We start from the raw sequence: 19,362 nt of genomic DNA on the forward strand, positions 1-19,362 counted from the left end.
GCGATCGCGGATTCCCAAGATCAGCCGGAGGCGCGCTGCCAAGAATCCAGAGGCCGGCTCGTTTCCGACGGAGAGAGCCAGGAAACTGTGTGGGAACTGCCTTGGCAGCGAATCAATGTGCAGGCGTACCAGCGTATCGTTTGTCTGTGAAATCCGAATTCCGGCCTTGGGGTGCTTCTCCAAGACGGTGCGGTTAATAAATCAGCGTAACGCCCGCCAGGTGCAGAGTACGCAAATCCAGTTCCTGTTCCAGGGTGGCCCAGGCGCGGTCCAGGTTGTCCAGACGGAATACGGCGCTGATTGGTCTGCTTGCCTTTTCTGTGTCGAGGAAGACCGCCCGTCCCGCTCCGAAGCGGCGCAGGCGTTCAGCCACGGATGCCAGACTTTGTTGGCGGAAGATCAGCAGACCACGGCTCCAGCCGGCTTCCTGGGAGGGGAGCAAGTCGCTGGCGAAAAATTGGCCGGCATTGAACGTCAGGCTGTGGCCCTCGGCCAGATCACGATTTTGCCCTCTGTCATTGGAAGAAACCCGGATGCTGTGTTCCAGCACGCCGATCCAGCCGCCCTCGGGGTCGTCCAGACGTACCGCGTAGCGGGTTCCTAGGGCGCGGCTTTCGGTTCCGCCGGCCTCCACGACAAAAGAGCGTTTTTCCTGACCGGCACGGGGTGCGGGGCTGAAAATCGCCTCGCCGCGCCGCAGCCGGACCCGCCGTTCCTGATCCGAATAGTCAACGTCCAGGGCGCTGTCGCCCGCCAACTGCACCTGGCTGCCATCCTCCAACGTCAGAGTGCGGATTTCTCCGGCCTGGGTAACGAAATCCCCTGGCTCCTGGATCCAGGGCCCGGTACGCCACACCATCACCAGAGCCAGGAGTGCGGCGGCGGTGGCCAGCGCGGGAGTGAGCCGGAACCGGCGCGCCCGTCTTGAAGGCGGTGTCTGAAAGACGGGATCATCCGCCAATTGCCCGCTCAGTTGCCAGGCTCGTTGGGCGCGGCGGTAAGCGCGCTGATGAGCCTCATCCTGTCCCAGCCATTGCCGCAGACGTTGGTGATCAACCTCCGACCAGTCGCCATGGTGCTGCTGGACCACCCACTCCGCCGCGCGTTGGTCCAAGTCGTCACTGCCTTGTTCGTGGTCCACGATCCACCATTGCGTTTCCGTGTCCGTTGTCATGGTTCGGCCTGCTCCAGTCCGCGGGAAATGGCGGTGATCGCCAGGACCAGATGTTTCTGCACCGAGCTGGTGGAGATTCCCAGGTGGCTGGCGGTTTCGTCCCGCGTAAGCCCCTGGATCCGTGATAGCTGAAACACCGCCCGGGTAACGGGCGGTAGAGACAACAGTATATCCCTGAGCCGGTCCATTTCCTCCTCCTTTCCCGCCAGTTGCTCCGGCCCGGGGTTGGGATCGACCACCGTGTCCAGAACGAGAGGCGCGAGGCTGTCGGTGGCCCGCGTTCGAGTCTGACGTAAATGATCAATGAGCAGGTTGTTGGCGGTGCGGAACAAATAGGAGGGTTGGTTGGCGATGGCGCTCAGATCATGGTGACGAGCGATGCGCGTGAAGGCCTCTTGAACGATGTCCGCGGAGAGATCGGGATCGTTGGTCTTCTTCTGCAGATATTGCCGCAACCTGTTGGCGTATTGACGGAATAGTTCTTCAAGCACTGGATATCGACCCCGCCGCCCCTGAAAGGTGGGCAACATAATATTGATAATGATTATTGTTTGCAAATCTACGTAAGGCATAAAAAAAGTATATTTATTCCCAAAAGGTATATTCGGTCTTCTCTCCGCTTCGTTCTTAAGGGACAGGTAATGAAAATTATTATCGTTTGATGGGTGGAGTCCCGCTATGCCCTTTGTGTGGTCCGCTGCTTCGCGGATTAGCCAATGCCGTTTTTTTGTCCTTGTCGTGTTGCTGTGCTGGGGCCCCGGGGGGCAGGCGCAAGATACCTCGTCGGCGACGCTGCTGTTCGAGATTCCGGAATTGCCCCTGGACAGCGCGATATTGATATTTAGTGAACAGGCCAGTGCCGAAGTGATCCTTGATGGCGCCGTGGCGGCCTTGCGCGGTAACGCTCTTTATGGGCGTTACACGCTGGAGCGGGGCCTGCAACGGCTGCTGGCGGGCACGGGGACCCGTTTCGAGATTCGCGACAACGCGGGTCATCCTCTGATCAGGTTGATTCCGCCTCCGTCGTCGCCGTCTGATGTGCTGTCACTGGAACCGATTCGCGTACAGGGCGGAGCATCACCCGTGGATAAGGCTTTCCGCACGCCTGGGTCCGCCTCCCATATTGATCAGCAACACATAGAACGTTTTCGCGGCACCTCGGTGGGGGACATTTTTCAAGGAGTACCGGGCGTGCTGGTGGGGGAAAACCGCAACAGTGGCGGGCTGGACATCAATATCCGCGGCATGCAGGGGCAGGGCCGGGTGCCGGTGCTGGTGGACGGCGCCCGCCAGGAAACCACCGTGTACCGCGGCTATTCCGGGGTGGCCTCGCGCAGCTACATCGATCCGGATCTGATCGGCGGCATTGACATTATCAAGGGGCCGAGTCTGAGCGCTCAAGGCACCGGGGCGGTGGGTGGTCTGGTGTCGATGCGCACGCTCAATGCCGAGGATATCGTTCGCGATGGCCGTGATTTCGGCATGCGCGTGCGTGGCAGCGCGATTGGCAATAACAGTGGTTCGGCGGTCAGTCCGGGCACGCCGGCGGGCTTGTTCACCGGGGATTTTGGTGGCGCCGACCCGGTCTACCGGACCGACTGCGTCAACGAGAGCCTGTGTTCTGGTGATCAGGCCATGCCATCGGATTGGGGGTATCCCGATGGCATGGATCGCCCGGACTGGTATGAGGCGAAGAGCTGGGCCGGCAGCCTCGCCTTGGCCAAGCGCTTGGAAAGCGTCGATCTTGTGGCCGCTTACGCGGAGCGGCGTCAGGGAAACTATTACGCCGGAGAGCATGGTCCCTCGGCCTGGGTCGACCTGTCGGACCGGCGCAAAACGCCCTTCTATACCGAAGTTAGTCCGGTGATTCGCGGTGCATCGCGGTTTCAGGCCGGCGAACGGATTCCCGGTACCAACTTCGAAAGCAAATCCGGCCTGCTCAAAGCGAAAATGTTCCTTCCCGAGGACCAGGAGCTGGAACTGAGCTATCTGCGCTACGAAAGCGTTTATAGCGAAATCATGCCGTCGCAGATTATTCGTTTTGCCAACTTCTCACCGGTTTCGCAGCCACGCGACAGCGACGTTACCGTTGATACGTACACCAGCCGTTATCGTTGGAACCCGGCGGCCTGGCCTTTGCTGGATTTCAAGGCCGGCCTCTGGCATACCCGGGCCCGCTCCACCAATAACAGCCCCAGCGCCACCGAGGCCAATCTCTACAACAATGAACGCGAGACCTATAAGCGCTGGGGGATGGAGCTGGAAAATACTTCCGATTTTCTTCATGGCGCCTGGGGGGAGAGCCAACTGCGCTATGGCTTGTCCGGGCAATGGGAAGACGTGGGCACCACCGCGCTTACCGAGGATACCCGTGGCCTTGCCGGGCGCAACGGCAAGCGTGATGAGTACAGTGCCTTCGCTGCCTGGCAGTACAAGCCGGTGTCCAGCGTGGTACTCGACGCCGGCCTGCGCTATACCCGCTTCAAGTCGCGTGATGACAAACCCATCACTGTCTATGATCCCCGCAGTCCCAATTGCGTGGACGGTGACGGTGATGGGGAATGCGATCCGCTGCCCAATCGCAACCGCCGAAGTGGCACCGCACCGATTGTGACACTGAGTTGGGAACCGGGAAACGCCGGGTTGCAATTTTATGCCCGCTACGCGGAAGCGTTGCGCATGCCCAGCCTGTTCGAAAGCTCCAGTGGCTTTTCCTTCGAAACCGCACCGGATGTGGTACTGAAACCAGAGCACACCCGTAACCGGGAAGTGGGGATTAACTACCTCAAGGACGGCCTCTTCCTCGAACGGGACAAACTGCGCCTCAAGCTGTCGTATTTCCGTAACCATACCCGGGACTACCTGACGCGCACCTTACCGAATCTGTGGGAAGAGGGGGGCGACACCACCATCGTCTCCCAGTTCACCATGCGTAATATCGATAGCGCCCGCTTCCATGGCGTGGAGCTGTCCGGTGGTTATGACATGGGGGTGTTCTTCACTGAGTTCGGCGTGACCCGTTACAACCATATCGAGATCTGCCACACCGGCAGCTATCGTCTTCATCGCTGTAACGATTACGGCATCGCCGCCAGCTACATCAACAACATGGTGCCACCACGCTGGCATGGCAGTCTGACTCTGGGGATGCGTTTACCACGCCCGGCACTGGTGCTTGGTGTACGCGGTACCTTCATGGGAGAGCGTAACGAAGCGCCGGAGTATAACGACGACACCGCTCGCAGCTTTCTGGAGGTGGTGCCCTGGCATTCCTATCGGGTGTACGACTTCTTCGCCAGCTATCAGGCCACTGACCGGATCAGGCTGGACTTCAATCTGGATAACTTCACCGACCGCTATTACCTGGACGCCCTCGGGTTGGGGCTGATTCCAGCGCCCGGGCGCACCGCCCGGTTAAGTCTGACCTGGCAATACTGACCGTGATAAAGCCGACGATTCAAACACTGGAGGACTCTTTACCCATGAAACCCTCATTGCGTCATTCCATGGCGGGCCTGATGGGCATCGCTATCGTGCTACTCGCCGCCTGCGGTGGTGGTGGTGGTGGCAGTGGTGGCGGAAGCGCCCCCAAGCCCACCGCGGTGGCCAGCGCCGACGCCGACAGCGTGGCCATCGGTACACGCATCACTCTTGATGCCAGCGGCAGCAGCACCCCCAACGAGGGTGAGTTGAATTATCAATGGTCGCTGTCCAGTACGCCACTGGACAGCACTGCCGCGCTCTCCGATGCCACCTCCGAGAATCCCTGGTTCACACCGGACCTGCCCGGTGACTACGTGGCCGACCTGGTGGTCAGTGACGGTACCGCCAGCGGCAGTGCCAGGGTGACCATCACCGCTACCAACCCTGACCCGCTGGCGATTATTCGTCCGCTGGAGCAAACCGTGTATCTGGGCAGTGAGGTCACACTGGACGGCAGCCACAGCCTGCCGCCCACCGGCCTGGACGCGGCGGAACTGACCTATCAATGGATATTGACCGAGCAGCCGGAGGGGGATGAGGAAGGCAGTATCGCCACTGAACTGGAGGATCCGGCCCAGGCGCAAGCCCGTTTCTTCGCCGACAAGATCGGTATCTATCGGGCCACCCTGAGCGTGCGCCATGGTGACCGGATCAGCGCCCCGGTGGAAACAGTGATCACGGTGAACGCCGGCAACAGTCACCCGGTGATTAAAATCGAGGAGCCGGAAGGGTCCAGCTATGACAGCCAGGGGCGGCTGTTGATGCCGGGAACCTTGCATCAACAGGTGGTGCTTGACGGTAGTGGCAGCAGCGACCCGGATGGTGACGCCCTCGGCTATCGCTGGCGTTTTCCCGCCGATGCCTCGTTGCCCCAGGGTGCGATGGCTTCCATTGAGGATGCGGGCAGTGCCCGTGCCAGCTTTGTTCCGGACGTTGTCGGTAGCTATCCGGTGGATTTCAGTGTCTATGATAACCACGTTGCAGTTACCCAACGTGTCATCGTTCAGGTGACAAAGGCGGAGGGCGACACGTCAAATGCAGCGCCTGTAGCGGCAAGCAGCAGAGAAGGCAATCCTGAATGCGAGCTCGGCGGCAGTTCGACGTATTGGCCCTATTGCTCAATCTCCGGCAGTTACTCTTATGACCCTGACGGTGATCCGCTGACCTATGCCTGGGTTTATTGGAATGAGGCGCAGCCGGACAACCGGCTGACGTCATCCGACAGTACGGTGTATATCGATGCCTCCGCCGTCGGAATCTGGCATTACCAACTGACGGTTAACGACGGTCAGGAAGACAGCGCGACCACATCAGGAACGATGACCATTAAGATCGCCGCCAACCGCAAGCCGGTGGCTAAGACTACGATGGAGGTTAGTAAAGTTCTGGCTGGAGAAACACTGACTTTTGACGGTAGCGAAAGTTCGGACGCGGACGGAGACCGGCTTGAGTACATCTGGACTCTTGTTGAACGGCCTGATGGCAGTGACGCAAAGGTGCAACAGGACGGTGGCATACATGATTCTAGCGCCTATGTAGTAACCGATAAGCCAGGCCGTTACAGCGTCTTTTTGGAAGTGCGTGACTCTCGTGGTGCCGTAAGTAACCGGCTGGGAACGACGACCACTACCGATGGCTTTGCCAAGCTGACGAATAACCCCCCGATACTGACGAATTTTACGCTACAACAGAAAAAAACGGGCTATTACAACAGCACTGATGTTGGGGGCGATCTGAACAGTGAGTCCGCACCGGGGCAGGCGGTTATTCCTAACGACATATTCCGGCCGGGTATCTTCGGTTATCTTACTGATCCGGATCAGGACGCACCACTGTACTACGCCATCACCGTAACTCGGCAACCGGAAGGGAGCAATTTGCCATCTTATTCGTGTGCCGTCGGAGAGGTAGGCTGGTATGCGTGTCACCCTCAGGATATAGACAGTCGGGAGCTCATCCCCGGGGAATACGAATACGAAGCCATTGCCAGCGATGGTGTAGCTTATTCCGACACAAAAAAATTGGTTTTTAACGTGGTTGCTGATCGCGCGGATTACCCGTCCTTGCTGCTTGAACGGCTTCCTTCCGACGTCTATACCTCTGAACGCCAGGTGTTTTTTCCTTTCCGAGCGACGAATCAGACACGTAATGACGGGGTCATGCCCGTTGCCCCAGGTGAGGAATCCACTCCTTTGGTGGTGGACTCTTTCCGTCTTACGGCCTATGACCGTGATTACACCATAACGGATCTGAATGTGGCCTCGGCGATGGAAGAATTCCGGCCCGCTTTCGTTGGGCTACGTAACGGGCAGGTGATCAAACAGGGAGAATCGGTGGAATTCTCTTTGACCCGACCTCCAATTACCGATGAAGCGAGTCTTTATGCGGCTCTTCAAGAGGTCATTGACGAGTATGGCTATGACGAAGAGTACAGGGCGGAGCTGGCGCGGTTATCGAAATTGGTCAGCGCCTACCAGTTTACTTGGGTGTTCCGGGTCGAGGAGAGAGAGGGGTACAGCTTCCGTAGAGGGCCATTGAATTAAACCCTGTAAGCAAAAGCAGCTTTGAATTAAGGAAGTGATGGTCCTCTTTCGGGCTCATGAGCCTGAAAGAGGGCGTTCAGCAACCGTGTGCAAAGCACACATTCTCGTAGGAGTAAGACTCATGAAGAAAGCAGTTCTCATGACCGCCCTGATGGTGGCCGTTACTGGTGCTCAGGCTGTTACTTTGCAAAGTGGTACTGCCGGTCCGGATATTGTGGATGTCGGTGGGGCCACCATCGGTGGCTTCCATGGTCCCTTGGGAGCACCCGCGATTGGTGTACACGATAGTGGCGAACTAATCAGCTTGCAAAGTATTGAATCCTTTACCTTTCATGACTACGTGACCTCGGAAGGTGTCGATTTTGCGCACCATCAGTTGGCGCCAGGATTTATTCATACCAACCCGCAGCCTGGAGAAGAAGCCCTGGGTATCGGCATGGACGGGATCAAGATTCCTGACGTGGGCAAGGATGTATACTTCGGCCTTGCCAGCGTGGAAGGTACCAGTGCGAACCAGCATCAGGCATGGTACGTAGGAGATCAGGATGGTTTTGTTTTGCCCACATCCTCCACGGATTATGCCGCCGTGGCGCTGCTGGCGTTGCCTACAACCTCCGTCAACTCACCTGAAATTCTCACCGGTGAGTTGACGCTGAACGTTAGCGGCACGTCATCACTGTCTGGCACCTTGACCAATGGCAGCGGTGCCACCCAAAACAACCTGCTTATTCAAGCAACCGGAAATGATGCCTTCAGCGGTACCTCTACTTATTACGTAGGTACCGGATCGGCTCCGTCCTCCAACGGTTCGGTGACCGGCCACTTCTTTGGAAATGGTAGCACAGGCAATAGTGCGCTGGCGGGTGTGGCCGAAGGAAACTCTGTCGACTACGTCGCCTCCTTCGGTGGCGTCCAGAAATAACAGCAGCACCATTTTTTCCGAAAAGCCATGACATTCAGCCATTCGGGGTTTGCTTTGATTAATGAAGCCTTTCGAACCTGCCTTCGGGCAGGTTCCTTTCGTCTTCTGAATGGATATTTCCCCCATGACCGTTCCTGGCTCCCTTTTCGTACGCGGCCTGATTGTGCTGCTGCTGGTTTTTGTCCGCTTGAATGCCGAAGCGCAGCAGGACACGGCGGACCGCCTGTGGCAAGGCTCCGAGCGTCAATGGCGGCAGCAAAAAGAAGAGGCCGAGCCGGCGCCTCTGGAGCAGCAGGAACAAGGCCCGGAAGGGCAGGCTCCGGTTATCGATTTGCCGCCGGGATTGAAGTTACAGCAATTGCTGTTCGCCATTCTCAATGCCGTCAATCGCAGGGACTGGGACGCCGCCGAGCGCTGGCTGCGCCTGTACGCCAGTATTCCTCAACACGATCCGGCACTGTTCGATTTCGTCGAAGCCGGCCGGGCGGCCGACCAGGGTCGCTATCGCGAGGCCGTGGCGGGGTACAAAAAGGTGCTTGAGAGCAACCCTGGGTTTACCCGGGGACGGCTGGATCTGGCCCGCGCCTTGTATGCCGACAATCGGTTGCGGGACGCTGAAACGTCGTTCCGTGCGTTGCGGGATATGCCCTTGCCGGAGCAGGTTCTGGATCATATCGATGACTATCTTGGCGCGCTGGCTCAGCGCCGCCGTCCCCGTCTGTCCTTATCCCTTTCGGCGGTCCGTGAAGACAATGTGAACCGCGCTTCCACGGTGGTGGATGCGTGCGCTCTGGTGTTCCACGGCGTATGCCTTGCCAACAGGCCCGGGAAGGAGATCAGCGCCTCCGGTACCTATTTCGAAGGCACCCTGAACAAACTCTGGTCGCTGCCCGGCAATCACTCGGTGCTGTTGCGCAGTATCAACTACGGCAATGAATACCGGCATGGTGACGATTACGACAACCTGGTTTCCACCACTTACCTGGGATATCAGTACGCCAACGTCAGGACCCGCTTTCAACTTCTGCCTTTATTCGAATATGACCGCGAAGGCGGCCGCGACATTTATCAGGCGTTTGGAGTGCGGGCGGTGCTGGCCCGGCAATGGCGACAACGGACCGAACTTGAGCTGAGTTACGAGCATAAGGAGCGCGACTTTTCCTCGGCGCTGGACAGCCTGGAAGGTGACTCGCGCCGTCTTTCCGTGTTCGCCAATCATGCCCTGCGCCGTGATCTGATGATCTATGGTGGCCTGATCATGCATGACAGCGACGCGCGCCTGGATATGTTCGCCTACCGCGAGCGTATCGCCCGTTTCGGGGTGTACAAGGCCGTCGCTGATCTGGCCACGGTGAATCTGTCATACAGCTATCGCAAAAAAGTGGCCAAAGGTCGCCACGCCGTTTTCGCGCGGCGGCAACGTGACCATGAAGGCAGTGTCTATCTCAACATCACTCTGCCGCGTCTGGCCTGGCACGGAGTTACCCCGGCCCTGAGCTACGAATATCGCGATAACCGCAGCAGTATCGCCCATGTCTATCGCTACAAGAAAAGCCGCGTGACGTTCGGTTTGAACAAGATTTTCTGAATTTTTTTACCTGATGGAGAAACCGCTTATGCAACGTTTGTGCTTAATTCTGCTTCCACTACTTCTCAGTGCCTGTATGTCCACGGCACAAGTCGAAACCGCACCGGAGCCATGGCGGCTCAAACTGATCGACAGCGCGCCCACGGACTTCGAAAAGGCCCGCCAGGCGATCCTCAGCATGGTGGGGGAGTACCGGGTCACGTTCGCGTTCGAGGAAACCGAGGCGCTCACTTCGGGCTACCAGCTCAAGCCCGCCAAACAAAGCGATGCCTATGAGATGGTGCTGCTGGCGGAAGACAGTGATACCCGGATCATTCTGCAGCACATCCTGGTGCACCGTGGCAGCGGCTTCGTGATCAAACATTGGCGCCAGGACTGGCGCTATGAAGCGCCCCGGCGTTTGCGGTTCACCGCCGATCAGACCTGGCGCCTGCGCCCGGTTTCCGCCGAGAAGACCAAGGGAGCCTGGACGCAGTGTGTTTACGAAGTCAGCGATGCACCGCGCTATTGCGGTACCGGCAGGTGGGATTTCGCCGGCGAGTATCCTACCTGGACGTCGGATCAAGGCTACCGGCCCTTGCCGCGACGCGAGTACACCAAACGTGATGATTACAACGCCTTGGCGATCATCAACAGCCACACCATCCTGCCCGATGGCTGGAATCACGGGCAGGACAACGTCAAGGTGGTCCGTGAAGGGGAAACGGTGGTGTCGCGTATCGCCCGCGAAAAGGGGCTGAACACCTACCAGCGCATCAGTGGCTACAACTTCCGTCCGGGCTATCAGTATTGGGATGATACCCAGGATTATTGGCGCCGCATCCGGGCTGAATGGGACCGTCGCATCGCCGCTGGTGACGGCGTGCGTCTGGATTACCCGGTGGACGGCATGAAGATGATCATGAAAATGTACTGGCAGTCCGAAAAAGCCCGCAAGGGCAAGCCCGTCACCGACCAGGAGATTCAGGATCTGTTTGATCCGTGGGTCAAGGCGCCCTGAGCGAGCGCCTCGTCATGCGGCAACGGTGGAGCTGTGCGCGATTTATTGCTCAGCCCGCCGATATCCGCAATTGCCTTGGTGTAACCCCATACTTGCGTTTAATCGCGGAGGAAAAGTTGGCCGTGTTGCTGTACCCGGCGATGGTGGCGGCCTGGCTGATACTGACGCCGTCCCGTTGAATGGCGAGCACCGCCCGGCTCAAGCGGGCATCTCGAATATAACCACCGACGTTGGTGCCAAAGGCGCGGTGAAAGTTACGCTGCAGGGTGCTGACGCTCATACCGAATTGTTTGGCGATATCAGCGATTGTCAGATCTTCCGGGTAATGAGTATCCAGGTAATTCCGGATCCGCTCGAGCCGTTCGAATTCGCGCTCGGAAATATCCATGTTGGATGCGGATGGCAAAGTCACCGGATCTTCGATCAGGCTGTTCAACCCTTCCATGATTAAGGTGATGCAGCGGTTTTCCAGATAGAGTCTCTCCAATGGGGTTTGTGGCGGGACGCCGTCGATGATCTGGCGGGCGACGGTCAGGGCGTGAGGGGAGGGGGTCCATAGTTTGGTTGCCAGGTGTGTGCTGATGAAGCGGTGTACCGCCGGCCAGGCCCGGTCCGGATTGTCCAGATTGTAATATAGCCATTCCGGTGTGAACGTGAGGCTGACGGCTTTCTCCCTTCGTCGTGGACTGCTGCGCTTGAGGAATCGTGCAGCCGTGGTCAGCGCCACCAGGGAAGCCTGATTCCGGTTGTCCGCTTGCTCTCCAATAGGGAGGCGCTGCTGGTCGAACTGAATATCCGGTGCACCTTCGATCGCCACCGCGAGTTTGATACCGGGATAGACAACACTCTCCGTGACATTGCGGAACAGCTCTTCGATATCCACGGTATGCAGAACCAGCCCTTTCCGTAATGGTATGACGTGAAATCGGCCAAGAAGCTTGGGGTGGCTCTGCTCATGGCTCGAGTTTTTCAGTCGATTGGAATGGCAAAGGGGCCATGACAGGCACGAAATATCATGCTGGCTGATTGTGCGGGGTACCTTCTCCGTCATCCTCATTCCCTCCCTTATTTTGCTGGCGGTTCCTGGATAGTGGTCCAAGCCAGCCGTGCGCTCCCAGGCATCAGGTCAATTTGCAGTGCGCTCTGATTTTTTACTGATTACATAGGCGCCACGGACTTCTTGCGGTTAAAGAAGCCGGAGTCCTGAATATTGACCGTTTTGAAAAACAAAAAGATTTTTAATGAAAACTATTCTCATTTGAGGATGCTAGCCTAGCTCTCCGAATCCATCAAGAGTTTGCCTTGTTCAATCCGTGCGCGATGGCGGGCGACTATCGCGGTTATTGTATATAAGAGTTGCACTATATGTCTCAGTTGGTGAAGTTCAGGATGGCCGCCAGGCCGTTCCTGCCTGTCTGTTTTTCCTGGTTGGGATTGTTGGGGCCGCTTGTCTCCACGGCCGCGATGGCGGATGAGCCCGAGGCGGCCACCGCCGCGGAACAACAGGAGCAGGCTCGGGGTCGGGGCCCGGAAGGCTCAACGGTGGAACCGGGGGATGTTCATGTGCTCCAGGGGGTCACCGTTCAAGGCAGTTACTCCGGCGCCCCCACCGTCCAGGAGGAAGCCGCCACCAGCTACACCGTGCGCCGTTCCAGCAACGCCACCAAGCTGGACTTGTCGATCAAGGAAACGCCGCAAAGTCTGACCATTATCACTGAAAAGCAGATTCAGGATCAGAATCTGACCCAGGTGGCCGACGTGCTCAAGGTCACCCCCGGTATCTCGGTGCAGGAATACGGGGTGCCCGGGGCGGGGCGGGCGAGTTACTACGCCCGCGGTTACGAGATCGATAATTTCCAGATCGACGGCATGCCCACGGCGGCCAGTATGTTCGGTGGCGCCGATTTGATGGGCAGCATGGACAGCGCCATCTACGAGCGGGTGGAGATCATTCGTGGCTCCACCGGCCTGACCACCGGCACCGGCGACCCTTCCGCCAGCATCAACTTCGTGCGCAAGCGCCCCCATTGTGATCCCAAGCGGCGCCTGAACCTGAGTTACGGCACCTGGAGCCGGGCCCGCACCGAACTGGATGTGAACCAGCCGTTGCTGGAGGACTGCCGCTTGCGGGGCCGTTTTGTCGGCGTTTACTCCGAGGGCGAGCACTGGATGGACCGGGTCGAGGACGAGACCAGCGTGCTGTACGGCATGCTGGAAGCGGACCTGACCTGGAACACCACGCTCTGGGCGGGCTTCCACCGGTTCGAGAAATGGGTGGACGACGCCACCCCCCACGGCACCGACCTGACCAACAACAGCGGCGGCATCTATGATCTGGTCGATGCCAAGGGCCGTGCCTTCAACGCCGCCACCCAGTGGTCCTACGCCTCCCAGGAGGTGGAGCAGTACTTCGCCGGCATTGGCCATTACTTCAATGACGACTGGCGGCTCAATGTCAATTACCAATACACCGAGGCCACGCCCGACCGGGTTTACGGCATGGTCGGCGCCGACTATTACGACACCGTCAATCAACTGGCCAGCTTTACCTACGGGCGTATCCAGAACGACAACGAAGTGCACAACGTGGATGTGACCCTGACCGGCAAATTCCGGTTCCTGGGTCGCGATGCCCAGATTGCCACCGGTTTCAGCGGTTTCCGCTCCGAGATTCTCGAACCTGCCCGGGAAACCCAGGAGGGCAACCCGATCAGCCTTGATAACTGGAATGATGGCGATATTCCTTTACCCAAAGTGCCCGGCACCGATTACTACGTGGTCGATGGCCATGGCATTCTCAACAAAACCAAGGAAGAGCAGTACGGCGCTTTCTTCAGCACCAAGTTCAACCCCAGCGAACGGCTCACCGCCATCCTTGGTGTCCGCTATCACAAATATGACATGGGCATTCGCCGTTACTACTACAACGGCTGCAGCGGTGCCGTTGGCCTTTATTACGAGTGTGACGGGGTCGGCGAGCAGTATTCCCACGAGCACGTGGATTACCCGGAACGGTATATCCCCTACGCGGGGCTGGTGTTCGCGCTGACGCCGCGCACCTCGATGTACGCCAGCTATACCGGCATCCACAAGATTCAGCAGGAATCCCGGGGCATCTCCGCCAGGGTGATCGAGGAGGGCGGTGGCGGCATCCCGGTGATCGCGGTGGCGCCCAAGAAGGGCAATACCCTGGAATTGGGGGTAAAAAGCGCGCTCAACGACGATCGCCTCAATCTGCAGGCGGCGGTGTTTCGCATGGAAGAGAAGGACGTGGCCTATAGCCTGCCAAGCTGGAAGGCCACCGTCACCGAAATCGTCAATGGCGAGGAGAAAACCTACTACCTGGTCTGCAATAACCCCTACAACCCCTATTCGGATTGCCAGCCGGCGGGGGTCATCGACGGCCTCACCACCATGGGGGCGGAGCTGTCCATCGCCGGCCAGATCAACGACCGCTGGATGATCAACGCCGGCTACACCTATTTGCACCTGGATTCCCCGGGCTATTCCGAGGAGTTGGGCTATGACCCCTATGAAACCCTCGACCGCCAGGGTTTCAACAGCCCCAAACACAGCTTCAGCCTGTTCACCAGCTACGCGCTGCACCGGGATTTCACCGTCGGCGGCGGCGTGAGCTGGAAGAGCCGGACAAAAAAATACGGCGGCGGCACCTGGACCGGCGAGGTGGCCGAGTACGTCCAGGGCTCCTATGCGGTGGTGGACCTGATGGCGCGCTACCGGCTCAACCGCGTCATGACCCTGGGGCTGAACGTGGGCAACCTGTTCGACGAGACCTACCTGGCCAATGACCGCGCCAGCTACTACGGCGCCCCACGAAGTATCACCGCGTCGCTCAGCGCCACCTTTTAGCCGCCAAGGAACCGATCATGATGTCATTACGTTTATCCCGATTCCGCCCCGGTGTTCTGGCCGCCCTGGGGTTGCCGATGCTGCTGCTGGCCTGTGCCGGGGGCGACGGCGACAGCGCCTGGCGCGGCGACGACGGCGGTTATGAGGACGATCCGGTAACCGGTGGCCCGTCGCAGTGCCGGCTGGCCGAGGCCCCGGCCAGCGGCCTCACCCTCAAGGTGTGCGACCTGCCGGAAAACGCCACCCTGGAACTGATTCACCAGGTCTCGGGCGTGACCGACACGGTGACCCTCACCGGCACCGGGGAAAGAACCCTGAGCCATACGCTGGACGCGCTGCGCGAGGACGACGTGCTGCGCCTCGGCGCGGCGCGGGTGCCGGCCCCGCAGCGCTACCTGGTGACCTGCGATTTCGAGGGCGCGGCGGCGGGCACCGAACAAGGGGGCGATGGCGGCCTGAACATCACCGGCGACGCCAATGGCCAGGTGCAGACCGTGCTGTGCGGCCGCACCTGGCTGGCGAGTCAGACGGATATCAGCGCCGCGGATATTCCCGCGGAGGTAAGGAACGAGACAAACCGCGTGGCTCTGCTGCGCATCAACGTGGACACGGGGCGGGTGCGCTGGCTCCAGGACCCGGACGGCGGGCGGGTGCGCGATGCCAACGGCTATCAGAACCAGGTTTACGACCATTACGCTGGCGGGCGCTATGTGCTGTTCAATGGCGTCGATCCCGCCGACCCACAGGCCTTGAACAGGTCGCTCTGGTCCACCGATGGTACTAATGGGGGCAGTGCCCTGGTGCGCTTCCCGCCGGATAACCAAACCGCACTGATGGTCACTAACAGAGGGCAATCCATCGTGCTCGGTGATCCGGAATTGGCGTATTTCATCGCTTATTTCGACTCTGGTGACATCGGCTCCTATGTGTCCGATGGCACCAGCGAGGGTACCCGGAGCGATGAATTGCTGGATTTCGGCGGTGAGTCCAGCGGTCACGCTCTCTTGGGAAGCCGGGTGTTGGCTTCCCAGGAAAATGCCGGTGGTGATAGCCGGACCTTCTCCCTGCTGGCCAAGGACATCGACAGTGGCGAGATCACCACGCTGAAATCCGATTTCACCAACTATCCGATGGGGCCGCAGGCCGGCATTCCTTATTTCGTGGGCGAGCGGATGTATTTCAGAGCCCGCGACGCTGGCGGCTTTTGGCTCTGGGTCACCGATGGCACGGTGGCCGGCACGCGGCCAGTCTCGGACATGATTATGGAGAGCCTGACTCCGTTCCAGGGGGCGCTGTACTTCATTGCCAGGGAAGGCGGCCAAAATGATGACGCCCAGCTTTGGAAGATCGATGGCGACGGCGAGCTGGTGCGGCTGTTTGATATCGGCGCCGACGCAAGCAACCTGGGGGTGATCGATCTGGTGGCCACCCGTGAGGCCCTGTTCTTCAGCGTCAATCTGGAATTCGTCAGTCGTTCCCCGGTCAGCGCCCTGTACGTCAGCGACGGCACCGAGGCCGGTACCCGCCGCCTGCGCGATGATCTTATGCCCGCCACCACCCAGCCACAGAATGGCGCCCCCCCCACCAATTGGGCTCGCTATATCACCGGCCTGCATGTGGTCGGCGACCGGGTGGTGTTCGGCGACAACCACAGCGCCGGGCGGGACCCGACCAACCGGGTCTGGGTCACCGACGGCACCGACGAGGGCACAGCGCGGCTGTTCCCCAACGCCGAGCGCAGCCCGATCCACAGCGCCTCCGCCTGCGCTCTGGGCTTGTGTCAGGCCTTCGAGCCGATCTCTCTGGGCGGCGCCTATCTGCTTTTCCGCGCCTGGCGGGTGCTGGACGCCGGCCAGGCCGGCCAGCAAGGGGAGCTCACGTTCTGGCTCAGCGACGGCACCGTGACCGGCACCTACCGGCTAAGGGCCCAGGACGGGCAGTTGTTCAGCCATCCCTATTCCACCGTTGGGGGCGAATAAGGCTCTGGCGTTTCGATGATTGGCAAACCAAAGGAAACCGCGATGAAACGATCCTTCTTTCTGTATGGGCTGTTCAGCCTGTTGATTGCCCTGACCATGCTGTCCGGTTGCGGCGGTGGCGGCGGCTCCAGTTCCGGTGGCGGTAGCCCGGACCCCGGTGACCCGGGCGATCCCGAGCCCGAACCGTCTTACGCCCTGGTCACCCTGGCCAGGGATTACAACCAGTATCAATACAATACCTGGAGCCTTCAGGGATATTGGGTGAACCTGAACCTCAATGACGGTGTGGCCCGCTGGGTGGAGGACGCCAGTAACGAACGCGCACTGGCCGACCCGGACGATCAACTCAGGATTACAAAAAGTACCTTTGTCAAGCACAGCCTGGGAGCGAGTTTTGCCACTAACCATCAATTGACCTTATTCAAGGATTCGGCCTATTTCACCGCCTTGGATGTTCTGGACAGCGAAACCCTCTGGCGCGCGCCGCTGGATGCCGACGGCGCCGAAAAGGCCTTCGGCGACGACTTCCTGCCGCCGGAGTATATGACGCTGTTTGCCGTGGGCGGCGAGGGGCTCTATATCAGCGGCCAGGATGCGGAATCGGTGTCCTATACCCAGGTCAGCGACGGCGAGACCCTCGGCGACCGACTTCAGCTGGAGGGGCAAACGGTTCATATACGACCCAATCTTGTGGCGACCAGGGGGGACTTTTTTTATTTCGGGGTGTCGTCCAACAGTCCTCGCTATCGACAAGTTTGGCGGCGGGACCTGGCCACCGAAGGCGCGGAGCCGGAGCAGGTTCTGGACGTGGAGGCGGACTGGGGATTAGTTATTGGCGGCTTGACGGATACCGCCTACCTCAAGGCGTTGAGTGATGATCGGGTGGCCCTGTTTGATAGGACGTATCTGGGCGCCCTGGACCAGGACGGCCAGACGGTCCTGCTGCACCAGGCGGAGTACAGTTCTCTATTGCAGCGCCATGTGGTGCTGGACGGCAAGCTCTACGTGACCTTCCAGGATACCGACAACAGCCAGCAACTGTGGGTCAGCGACGGCACCGAGGCCGGCACCCGGGCCCTCACCACGCTGGATACACAGATTCAGGACCTGGTGGCCACGGAGCAGGCCCTGTTCTTCCTGGCAGGCACCGGCAACAGCTATACCGGTTATGATTTGCAGCTTTGGCAATACACCCCCGGCGACGAGGCCGCCGTTCCAGCGGCCACCCTGGAAGCGGAAACCGGCCCGATCGACTTTGTTTCCACCTCCCTGTACGCCACCGGCGACCGCGTGGTGTTCCTGGGGGACGACAACAACCTGTGGAGTTATGACGGCACCGATCTGACCAACCTCTCCGAGAATCATCCGACTCTGCGGCCGGCTCAGGCAGAGTGCAGTCGGGTGGCAGGAAGCTGGCAGTGCCAGCCGCCGGAGCACGAGCCGGACCTGTGTTTGGAGGAAGGGGAGGGTGGCGTCCCCACGCCCTGTGGTCGCTTTATCCTTCCCAGGGAAATCGATGGCGATGACGACCAGTTGTTGATCGATTCCGTGTTTCTCCACAGCCGCTCCGATGGTACCTACCTGCTGGCCTCCGAGGTGGAGGTGACCTTCTGGCTGACCGACGGCACGCCGGAAGGCACCCGCCAGATCACCGACGAGGCCGGGCAGCCCTTCGTTACCGAGGTGGCGATTCCGGAATAGCTTGGAGGGATGGGTCTCCCCGGAGAGGCCGGAGCGGGTGTCGGTGAGAATCGGCACCCGCTTTTTTCTAGGGGCGGGAGGCTCCGTTCGGGTTCCCCAACAGGACGAAAATTGATTGATACGCAAACAAATTTGACCGTTTATGAAAACAATTCTCATTTGCGTTCTGTATCTTGAGAAGTGGCTCTTGCGCTCCGTATTCCGGACCGGGGAAGAGCGGCAACGGGCTGACACACTTCCATTCTCGATCAAGAGGTAAGGACAATGCGTAAATGGACTCTTGGCGCGGCCATCGCCGCCGCCCTCTCCACCTCCACGGTGGCCATGGCCGATGTCGGCTTTATCGATGGCGATACCGTCACTTTCAGCAGCCCTGATTACGTGGGCACGTTCACCTACAATGGCGTGGAGTACGGTGTTGGTGGCTCGCCCATAGTAAACAGCTTCGATGTGGACGACCTCGACCCGGGATTTACCCGGATCGCCAGCCAGCAGACCATCGATGGCAATACCGTCAACGTGGCCTACCGCTTCTACAAGCAGCAGTACTCCACCGTGGTGGGCAATACCACCAACGCGGCCGGGCATAACCGCCAGTTCGTTCGCGATATCGTCGGTGATCCCACCACGTCGTTACCCAATAACACCACTTACAATTACAGCGGCGTGGTGTTCAACCATATCGATCAGTACTCCACCGGCGGGCAGACCTACGATGCCGATGGCACCCTGGTCTACACCATTACCGTGGACGGTTCCGGTAGCGCCACCGGATCCGGTTCCTTCACCGGTGTAAGTGGCAACCGGCCGGTGACGGGCCTGTTTTCCGTATCGGGTACGCTTGAAAGCACGCCGGTGACCACCCAGGCCGATGGTCGTCTCGGTATCACTGGAGGGGACGTTACTCTTGACTATACCGATGCCTCGGGTACCACCCAGTACACGGATTCCAGTTATGACCTGGGGGTGTATGGCCCCAACGCCGAAGAAGTCGCTGGTGGCATCTACGGCGGGCAACTGGAAGCCATGGTGAGCGGCTATGGCTTCGCCGGTGTACGCTAACTGATGGGTTTGGTTAGCCTTTCGGGACCGGGCATCGGCC

12 protein-coding genes are annotated in these 19,362 nt (G+C 59.4%); 9 read left to right on the plus strand and 3 right to left on the minus strand.

Annotated elements, in window-relative coordinates:
* Positions 1–193 precede the first annotated feature (193 nt).
* Both E0L37_RS03960 and E0L37_RS03965 read right to left on the minus strand, forming a co-directional pair.
* On the minus strand, positions 194–1,174 hold the full coding sequence (locus tag E0L37_RS03960; protein ID WP_133490493.1) for a FecR domain-containing protein: 981 nt from the start codon (positions 1,172–1,174) through the stop codon (positions 194–196).
* Positions 1,171–1,665, minus strand: a complete 495-nt coding sequence (locus E0L37_RS03965; RefSeq protein ID WP_159660181.1) for an RNA polymerase sigma factor — start codon at positions 1,663–1,665, stop codon at positions 1,171–1,173. Before E0L37_RS03965 ends, E0L37_RS03960 begins: the two co-directional genes overlap by 4 nt.
* A gap of 187 nt (positions 1,666–1,852) precedes the next feature.
* Here E0L37_RS03965 and E0L37_RS03970 point away from each other — a divergent pair, with 187 nt between their 5' ends.
* The 5 genes from E0L37_RS03970 to E0L37_RS03990 all read left to right on the plus strand — a co-directional run bounded on the left by E0L37_RS03970 (position 1,853) and on the right by E0L37_RS03990 (position 10,710).
* Positions 1,853–4,612, plus strand: a complete 2,760-nt coding sequence (locus tag E0L37_RS03970; protein ID WP_133490495.1) for a TonB-dependent receptor domain-containing protein — start codon at positions 1,853–1,855, stop codon at positions 4,610–4,612.
* Between the two features lie 44 nt (positions 4,613–4,656).
* Entirely contained in the window at positions 4,657–7,200 is a 2,544-nt protein-coding gene (locus E0L37_RS03975; RefSeq protein ID WP_133490496.1) for a PKD domain-containing protein, read from the plus strand.
* 121 nt (positions 7,201–7,321) lie between these two features.
* Positions 7,322–8,122 (plus strand): hypothetical protein, encoded by an 801-nt coding sequence (locus tag E0L37_RS03980; RefSeq protein WP_133490497.1) that lies wholly within the window; start codon positions 7,322–7,324, stop codon positions 8,120–8,122.
* Between the two features lie 124 nt (positions 8,123–8,246).
* Complete coding sequence (locus tag E0L37_RS03985; protein WP_166642993.1) at positions 8,247–9,710, plus strand: porin family protein; 1,464 nt, start codon at positions 8,247–8,249, stop codon at positions 9,708–9,710.
* 76 nt (positions 9,711–9,786) lie between these two features.
* Positions 9,787–10,710 carry a DUF6607 family protein gene (locus E0L37_RS03990; protein WP_133490499.1) on the plus strand — a complete coding sequence of 308 codons (924 nt, stop codon included), beginning with the start codon at positions 9,787–9,789 and terminating at the stop codon, positions 10,708–10,710.
* A gap of 49 nt (positions 10,711–10,759) precedes the next feature.
* Here the strand turns inward: E0L37_RS03990 and E0L37_RS03995 are convergent, their stop codons facing one another.
* The gene (locus E0L37_RS03995; protein ID WP_166642994.1) at positions 10,760–11,761 is read right to left on the minus strand and encodes an AraC family transcriptional regulator; all 1,002 of its coding nucleotides are present in this window, start codon (positions 11,759–11,761) and stop codon (positions 10,760–10,762) included.
* A 314-nt stretch (positions 11,762–12,075) separates the two neighbouring features.
* Between E0L37_RS03995 and E0L37_RS04000 the strand changes: the two genes are divergently transcribed.
* From E0L37_RS04000 to E0L37_RS04015, 4 genes are all read left to right on the plus strand, one after another.
* Entirely contained in the window at positions 12,076–14,580 is a 2,505-nt protein-coding gene (locus E0L37_RS04000) for a TonB-dependent siderophore receptor (RefSeq protein WP_133490501.1), read from the plus strand.
* Between the two features lie 17 nt (positions 14,581–14,597).
* Positions 14,598–16,559, plus strand: a complete 1,962-nt coding sequence (locus E0L37_RS04005; RefSeq protein WP_133490502.1) for a hypothetical protein — start codon at positions 14,598–14,600, stop codon at positions 16,557–16,559.
* A 42-nt stretch (positions 16,560–16,601) separates the two neighbouring features.
* Positions 16,602–18,260, plus strand: a complete 1,659-nt coding sequence (locus tag E0L37_RS04010; protein WP_166642995.1) for a hypothetical protein — start codon at positions 16,602–16,604, stop codon at positions 18,258–18,260.
* Positions 18,261–18,524: 264 nt separating this feature from the next.
* Positions 18,525–19,322 (plus strand): factor H binding protein domain-containing protein, encoded by a 798-nt coding sequence (locus E0L37_RS04015; RefSeq protein ID WP_133490504.1) that lies wholly within the window; start codon positions 18,525–18,527, stop codon positions 19,320–19,322.
* Positions 19,323–19,362 lie beyond the last annotated feature (40 nt).

The organism is Alcanivorax sp. 24 (assembly GCF_004360225.1).
In the GTDB taxonomy this organism is placed as follows: domain Bacteria; phylum Pseudomonadota; class Gammaproteobacteria; order Pseudomonadales; family Alcanivoracaceae; genus Alloalcanivorax; species Alloalcanivorax xiamenensis.